We start from the raw sequence: 483 nt of genomic DNA on the forward strand, positions 1-483 counted from the left end.
AATGGAAATACTGCCCAGGCCGCTGCGGGTGAAGTGTTCGATTTCAGCCCAGGGCAGTTTGCGTTGCTGATCGCGCCTGGCCGCTTGCAGGCGCGCGGCCTGTGCCAGCTCGTGGGCGGCGCTCAGGGCCTCGGCGTCGTTGCGCAGCACTTTGGCGGGCAACAACAGCGGGGCAACGTCCAGATCACTCTGGGGGGGTGTTTGTGCCAAGTTAGACATCAGCGCCGCTCCTTGGCTGCACGCAATGCCCTGGCGTTACGCACCTGGGTAATTTTGACCATACCTACCTCACATCCGTTGAAAAGATAAAAAAATCAGGAATGTCCGGTGGTCCGGTGCATATACCCTAAGCGTGTTAAATTTTTTAATAAACTAACTTTTAGGAATATGCATAGAAGGTCTGTCACCCCGGTTCACAGGGCGAGCCGGGGCGACGGGGTTGGTAGGCCAGCGGGGCCCTGGCGGGGCTGGTCGGGGCCTGGG

At 59.0% G+C, this 483-nt stretch carries 1 pseudogene; it reads right to left on the bottom strand.

From position 1 onward, the window contains the following. Nucleotides 1–219 (bottom strand): annotated as a pseudogene (locus HX846_RS38650) (SfnB family sulfur acquisition oxidoreductase); the annotation flags it as partial. Nucleotides 220–483 lie beyond the last annotated feature (264 nt).

It is taken from the genome of Pseudomonas sp. K5002, assembly GCF_013386655.1.
In the GTDB taxonomy this organism is placed as follows: Bacteria; Pseudomonadota; Gammaproteobacteria; order Pseudomonadales; family Pseudomonadaceae; genus Aquipseudomonas.